4 protein-coding genes and 1 pseudogene are annotated in these 5,770 nt (G+C 70.4%); 3 read left to right on the forward strand and 2 right to left on the reverse strand.

The features are described 5' to 3' along the window. Nucleotides 1–55: 55 nt before the first annotated feature. Complete coding sequence (locus tag ABZ281_RS34490; RefSeq protein WP_356661960.1) at nucleotides 56–769, reverse strand: hypothetical protein; 714 nt, start codon at nucleotides 767–769, stop codon at nucleotides 56–58. A 299-nt stretch (nucleotides 770–1,068) separates the two neighbouring features. Between ABZ281_RS34490 and ABZ281_RS34495 the strand changes: the two genes are divergently transcribed. From ABZ281_RS34495 to ABZ281_RS34505, 3 genes and pseudogenes are all read left to right on the forward strand, one after another. Further along, nucleotides 1,069–2,286: an acetyl-CoA C-acyltransferase gene (locus tag ABZ281_RS34495; RefSeq protein WP_356661962.1), complete on the forward strand. Its 1,218-nt coding sequence runs from the start codon at nucleotides 1,069–1,071 to the stop codon at nucleotides 2,284–2,286. Beyond that, complete coding sequence (locus ABZ281_RS34500; protein ID WP_356661964.1) at nucleotides 2,283–4,412, forward strand: 3-hydroxyacyl-CoA dehydrogenase NAD-binding domain-containing protein; 2,130 nt, start codon at nucleotides 2,283–2,285, stop codon at nucleotides 4,410–4,412. Before ABZ281_RS34495 ends, ABZ281_RS34500 begins: the two co-directional genes overlap by 4 nt. A 265-nt stretch (nucleotides 4,413–4,677) precedes the next feature. Then, a pseudogene (locus ABZ281_RS34505) lies at nucleotides 4,678–4,869 on the forward strand (cellulose binding domain-containing protein); the annotation flags it as partial. Nucleotides 4,870–4,986: 117 nt separating this feature from the next. On the opposite strand, the gene ABZ281_RS34510 reads toward ABZ281_RS34505, so the two are convergent. Next, the coding region (locus ABZ281_RS34510) for a hypothetical protein (protein WP_356661966.1) at nucleotides 4,987–5,770 on the reverse strand (784 nt) is incomplete at its 5' end.

A 5,770-nucleotide genomic window follows, 5' to 3' on the forward strand; every position in this document is an offset into this window, starting at 1 on the left:
AAGGCGTAAAGAGGCGTATTGCGGCACCGACCTGGGCATCGCTTCCCGCAGGGGGTCACCCGGACGGCGGTCGGGATATCGTACGGAACCCCTCGTCGCCGCGGAAACCCGACATGATGCGGGGGTCGGGCAGCAGTGCGGGCGGGCCCTCCGGCAGCACGGCCGCGGTGAGGGTCCCCCGCACACCGCCGCGTCCGTCGTCGAACAGAACGGTCGCCGTGGCCACCGTACGGGCCTCGGGGAGGGCGCCGTCGAGGGCGAGCAGCCAGGTCAGCGCGGGCAGGGCCAGGTCCCGGTCGGCCTCGGGCACGGCGTCCGTCAGGCGGCGCAGCCGGGTGGCATGACCGGCTTCGGTCGCGGCCCCGAGGGCGAGCGCCGCGACGTGTTCGTGGCCCGGGTGGGCGTGGTTGCGGCGCAGCCACAGCAGCCCGGCGGCCAGCTCCCCGGCGCTCTGTCCGGCGTCTCCGACGAGCGCCAGCCCCATGGCCGCCGCGGCCCGGAGCGACTGGGCCGCGGCCGGCTCCTCCTTCAGATAGGGCGGGTGTCCGACCAGCGATCGGACGCTCGACGCCGCGGCCGCCCTCGGTGTCAGCAGCCGGTGCAGGGGCCGGTCCTCGTCCCGCAGCACGCGCAAGGTCGCGACGTCCTCGGCGGCTACGCGCTCCCGGACGTAGGCGAACACGGGCTGACCGGGCGACAGCAGGCCACGTCTGATCTCCTCGCGCTCCTTGAGCGGGGGCATCGCACCCAACAGAGGTGCGATGTCCACCGCGGGAGCAGGCTGGTCACCCACCGCTCGTCCCGCTCCCCTCGACCCGGCGCAGGCGCTGTGATGGCCCAGTCACTCAGTGTGGCAGGGGAGGGGCTCTGCCATCAGGCGAATCGTGGGATCACTCCCGCACCCGGCATCCGACTGCGTGGGCACTCTCCGGGCGGCGGACGTGTGACCTTCACCGCTCCCCCCGTCAGGACTGTGCAGCCACGTTACTCATAAGTAGCATGGGGCCTGAGCGCGCGCTCAGCGCATCGCAGCAGCAATGCAGATCCTGACCCTGGAGGAGAGCCATCGTGCCTCGTACCGTCAGGGACGTCGTCTTCGTCGACGGCGTCCGCACCCCGTTCGGCAAGGCGGGCCCGAAGGGCATCTACCACGAGACCCGTGCCGACGACCTCGTCGTGAAGGCGATCCGGGAGCTGCTGCGCCGCAACCCCGGACTCGACCCGAAGAAGATCGACGAGGTCGCCATCGCCGCGACCACGCAGATCGGTGACCAGGGCCTGACCATCGGCCGCACCGCCGGGATCCTCGCGGGTCTCCCGCAGTCCGTGCCGGGCTACTCCATCGACCGCATGTGCGCCGGCGCCCTGACCGCCGTCACCTCGGTCGCCGGTTCCGTCGCGTTCGGCGCCTACGACATCGCCATCGCGGGCGGTGTCGAGCACATGGGCCGCCACCCCATGGGCGAGGGCGTGGACCCGAACCCGCGGTTCGTCTCCGAGAAGCTGGTCGACGAGTCGGCCCTGTTCATGGGCATGACCGCGGAGAACCTGCACGACCGCTACCCGCAGATCACCAAGCGGCGCGCGGACGAGTACGCCGTGCGCTCCCAGGAGAAGGCCGCCAAGGCGTACGCCAACGGCAAGATCCAGGCCGACCTGGTACCGATCTCGGTACGCCGCACCTCCCCCGAGGCCGGTGAGACGGGCTGGGGCCTGGTCACCGCCGACGAGCCGATGCGCCCTGGCACGACCCTGGAGAACCTCGCCGGCCTGAAGACCCCGTTCCGAGTGCACGGCCGGGTCACCGCCGGTAATGCGGCCGGTCTGAACGACGGCGCCACCGCCTCGCTCATCGCCTCCGAGGACTTCGCGCGGGAGCACGACCTCCCCGTGAAGATGCGCCTGGTGTCCTACTCCTTCGTGGGCGTGGAGCCGGAGGTCATGGGCTACGGCCCAATCCCGGCGACGGAGAAGGCGCTGGCCCAGGCGGGCCTGTCGATCTCCGACATCGGCCTGTTCGAGATCAACGAGGCCTTCGCCGTCCAGGTCCTGGCCTTCCTGGACCACTACGGCATCGCCGACGACGACGCGCGCGTCAACCAGTACGGCGGCGCCATCGCCTTCGGCCACCCGCTGGCCTCCTCCGGCGTCCGCCTGATGACGCAGCTGGCCCGCCAGTTCGAGGAGCAGCCGCACGTCCGCTACGGCCTGACCACCATGTGCGTCGGCTTCGGCATGGGCGCGACGGTCATCTGGGAGAACCCGCACTTCGAGGGGGACAAGTGAGCACCACCGCCGAGCTTCTCAAGCAGGCTTCCGAGCTGTTCCCGGACGAGGTCGTCACGAGTGCGCACGTACGCCACTTCGACCTCCCCCTCGGTGCCGGGCGCTTCGCCCTGATCACCCTGGACAACGGCCACGACCACACCAAGCCGACCACCTTCGGCCCGGCCTCGCTGGCGAACCTCAACGCCGCGATCGACCAGGTCGAGAAGGAGGCGGCGGACGGCGAGATCGTCGGCGTCGGCCTCACCGGCAAGCCGTTCATCTTCGCGGTCGGCGCCGACCTCAAGGGCGTGGAGATCCTCAAGGAGTACGAGCACGCCCTCGCCATCGGCAAGGGCGGCCACGAGGTCTTCAAGCGGCTGTCCAAGCTGGCCGTGCCGACCTTCGCCTACTACAACGGCGCCGCGATGGGCGGCGGTGTCGAGGTCGGTCTGCACTGCACCTACCGGACCGTCTCCGCGGCCCTCCCTGCGTTCTCCCTGCCCGAGGTCTTCCTCGGTCTGGTCCCGGGCTGGGGCGGCTGCGCCCTGCTGCCGAACCTGATCGGCCCCGAGAAGGCCGTCTCGGTGATCATCGAGAACAGCCTCAACCAGAACAAGCAGCTCAAGGGCAAGCAGGTCTACGAGCTCGGGATCGCCGACGCGATCTTCGAGGGCGCGGACTTCCTGGAGCAGTCGCTGATCTGGACCGCTTCCGTCCTCAAGGGCGAGCTGGAGATCGAGCGTCCGGTGATCGACCGCGGCGAGGCCTGGGACCAGGCCGTCGCCAAGGGCCGCTTCATCGCGGACTCCAAGGTGCACGGCGCGGCCCCGGCCGCCTACCGCGCCCTGGACATCATCGCCGCCGCCAAGAACGGCGACCTCCAGCAGGGCTACGACGCCGAGGACAAGGCGCTCGCCGACCTCATCATGGGCGGCGAACTGCGCTCCGGCATCTACGCCTTCAACCTGGTGCAGAAGCGCGGCAAGCGCCCGGCCGGCGCCCCTGACAAGTCCCTGGCCCGCCCGGTCACCAAGGTCGGTGTCGTCGGCGCCGGTCTGATGGCCAGCCAGCTCGCGCTGCTGTTCCTGCGCCGCCTCGAGGTGCCGGTCGTGCTGACCGACATCGACCAGGAGCGCGTCGACAAGGGTGTGGGCTACGTCCACGCCGAGATCGACAAGCTGCTCGGCAAGGGCCGCATCAACCAGGACAAGGCCAACCGCCTCAAGGCGCTGGTGTCCGGTGTGCTGGACAAGGCCGAGGGCTTCGCGGACGCGGACTTCGTCATCGAGGCCGTGTTCGAGGAGATCGGCGTCAAGCAGCAGGTGTTCGCGGAGGTCGAGGCGGTCGCCCCCGCGCACGCGATCCTCGCCACCAACACCTCCTCGCTGTCGGTGTCGGAGATGGCGTCGAAGCTGAAGCACCCCGAGCGGGTCGTGGGCTTCCACTTCTTCAACCCGGTCGCCGTCCTGCCGCTGCTGGAGATCGTCCGCGGCGAGAAGACCGACGACGCCTCCCTCGCCACGGCGTTCGGCGTCGCCAAGAAGCTGAAGAAGACCGCGGTCCTCACCAAGGACGCCCCGGCGTTCGTCGTGAACCGTATCCTGACCCGCTTCATGGGCGAGATCCAGAACATCATCGACGAGGGCACCCCCGTCGAGGTTGCCGAGAAGGGCGTCGAGCCGCTCGGTCTGCCGATGTCGCCGCTGGTCCTGCTGGAGCTGGTCGGCCCGGCGATCGGCCTGCACGTCTCCGAGACGCTCAACAGGGCGTTCCCGGACCGCTTCACGGTCTCCCCGAACCTCAAGGCGGTCGTCGAGGCGGGCAAGCGCGGCTTCTACGTCTACGACAGCGGCAAGCCGGAGCTCGACCCCGAGGTCGCCGCGCTGCTGAAGCAGGGCGACAGCGTCCTGACGGAGGAGCAGGTCCGCGACCGCGTGCTCGACGCGGTGGCGCAGGAGATCGGCATCATGCTCGACGAGGGCGTCGTCGCCGAGGCGCAGGACATCGACCTCTGCCTCATCACGGGCGCCGGCTGGCCCTTCCACCTGGGCGGCATCACGCCGTACCTGGACCGCGAGGGTGTCTCCGAGCGCGTGAACGGCAAGCGGTTCCTCGCGCAGGGCGTCGCGAGCGTCCCCGCGTAACGCGTTACCCCTGAGGGGGGGGTGGGGCGTACGGTAACAATCCGTGCACCCGCCCCCCTTTCTGCATGCCGCCACAGATAGGACCCTCACACAATCCGACCATTTTTACCTGACCCTGACGGTCTCCACCCCAGACCGCCGGGTGTCCTCGAAGGAGTCCTTGCGTGGCGTGTCGTCGCCGAACACCCCGACGCCGGGTCTGGCCCAGGTCAGGCACCTGCTCCTGGTGGCGGTGGTCGCCGCAGGCGGCACGGCGCTGTATCCCGTGTGGAAGGCGGCCAACCCGGATCCGCCCGAGCTGAAGATCCGCTGCCGGACCGACACCCCGGCGACGGCCACCGCGGCCAAGCCGTCGTTCGAAATCTTCAACGGCACGGACAAGGCAGTGCCGTTGAAGGACGTGACGCTCCGGTACTGGTTCACGGCCGACGGCGCGGCGGGCGCCTCCTCGTACGCCTTCAACTGTGTCAACGCCGTCGTCGGCTGCTCGAACGTGGCCGGGCGGATCGTCCTCATGTGTCTGGTGCGTCAAGAGCCTCAAGATGAAGGGATCAGTTCCGCTTCTTGGAGGCGGTCAGATCTCCCGCCAGGCCTCCAGCGCGAGCCCCGGCTCGTCCTTGCGGCGGGTGAGCAGCACGGTCCCGGTCGACGGCGAGAGAGAGGCGGCGAGGACCTCGTCGTGCTCGTCGAGCGCCGCCGACACCATGGCGTCGGCGGGCAGCTGGGGCCCGGACTCGGTCCACCAGGCACCGGCCGACTCCTGTTCGGTCGGATACGCGGCGAAGGCGACCCGGCCGCTCACCGACCGCTGCGCGAGCACGGTGCAGTCGTGCCCCTCGATGACACATCGCACGGCGGAGACCGCCCCTGGCCCGGCCGACGCCAGCAGGGTCACCGGTTTCTCACCGGGACGCCAGGCGCACAGGTCTCCGGAAGGGTTCGTGAAGAAGAGGGTGGTGTGCTCGGCGGACGTGGCCAGCGCGCGCAGGGTCCCCGGACGGACGGGGACATCGACGCCTTCGGCTTGCACCGGCTTCTTCCCGTCCCCCTCCTGGCGCCAGCGCAGGATCCCGCCGGGCACGCAGGCGTACAGCTCCACGAACCCGGACTCCCCCGTCACGGCGGCCAACTCTCCCTCGACGTCATGCCCTCCGAGGTCCAGCCAGCCGCCCCAGCCGCCCTTGACCTTCTGGTTGCGCAGGCTCACCCCGCCGCCCCCGTTCCGGACGAAGACGTAGCCGCGCCCCGCGCCGTCGACGGCGACCGCCGGTGGGCCCGTCCGGCCGCCCTTCTGGTCCGGGTGGCCGATGGGGACCCAGTCCAGGGGCGCGAGCCCGGGCCGGAAGTGCGTGGAGTGC

It is taken from the genome of Streptomyces sp. NPDC006265 (assembly GCF_040613555.1).
Lineage (GTDB): Bacteria > Actinomycetota > Actinomycetes > Streptomycetales > Streptomycetaceae > Streptomyces.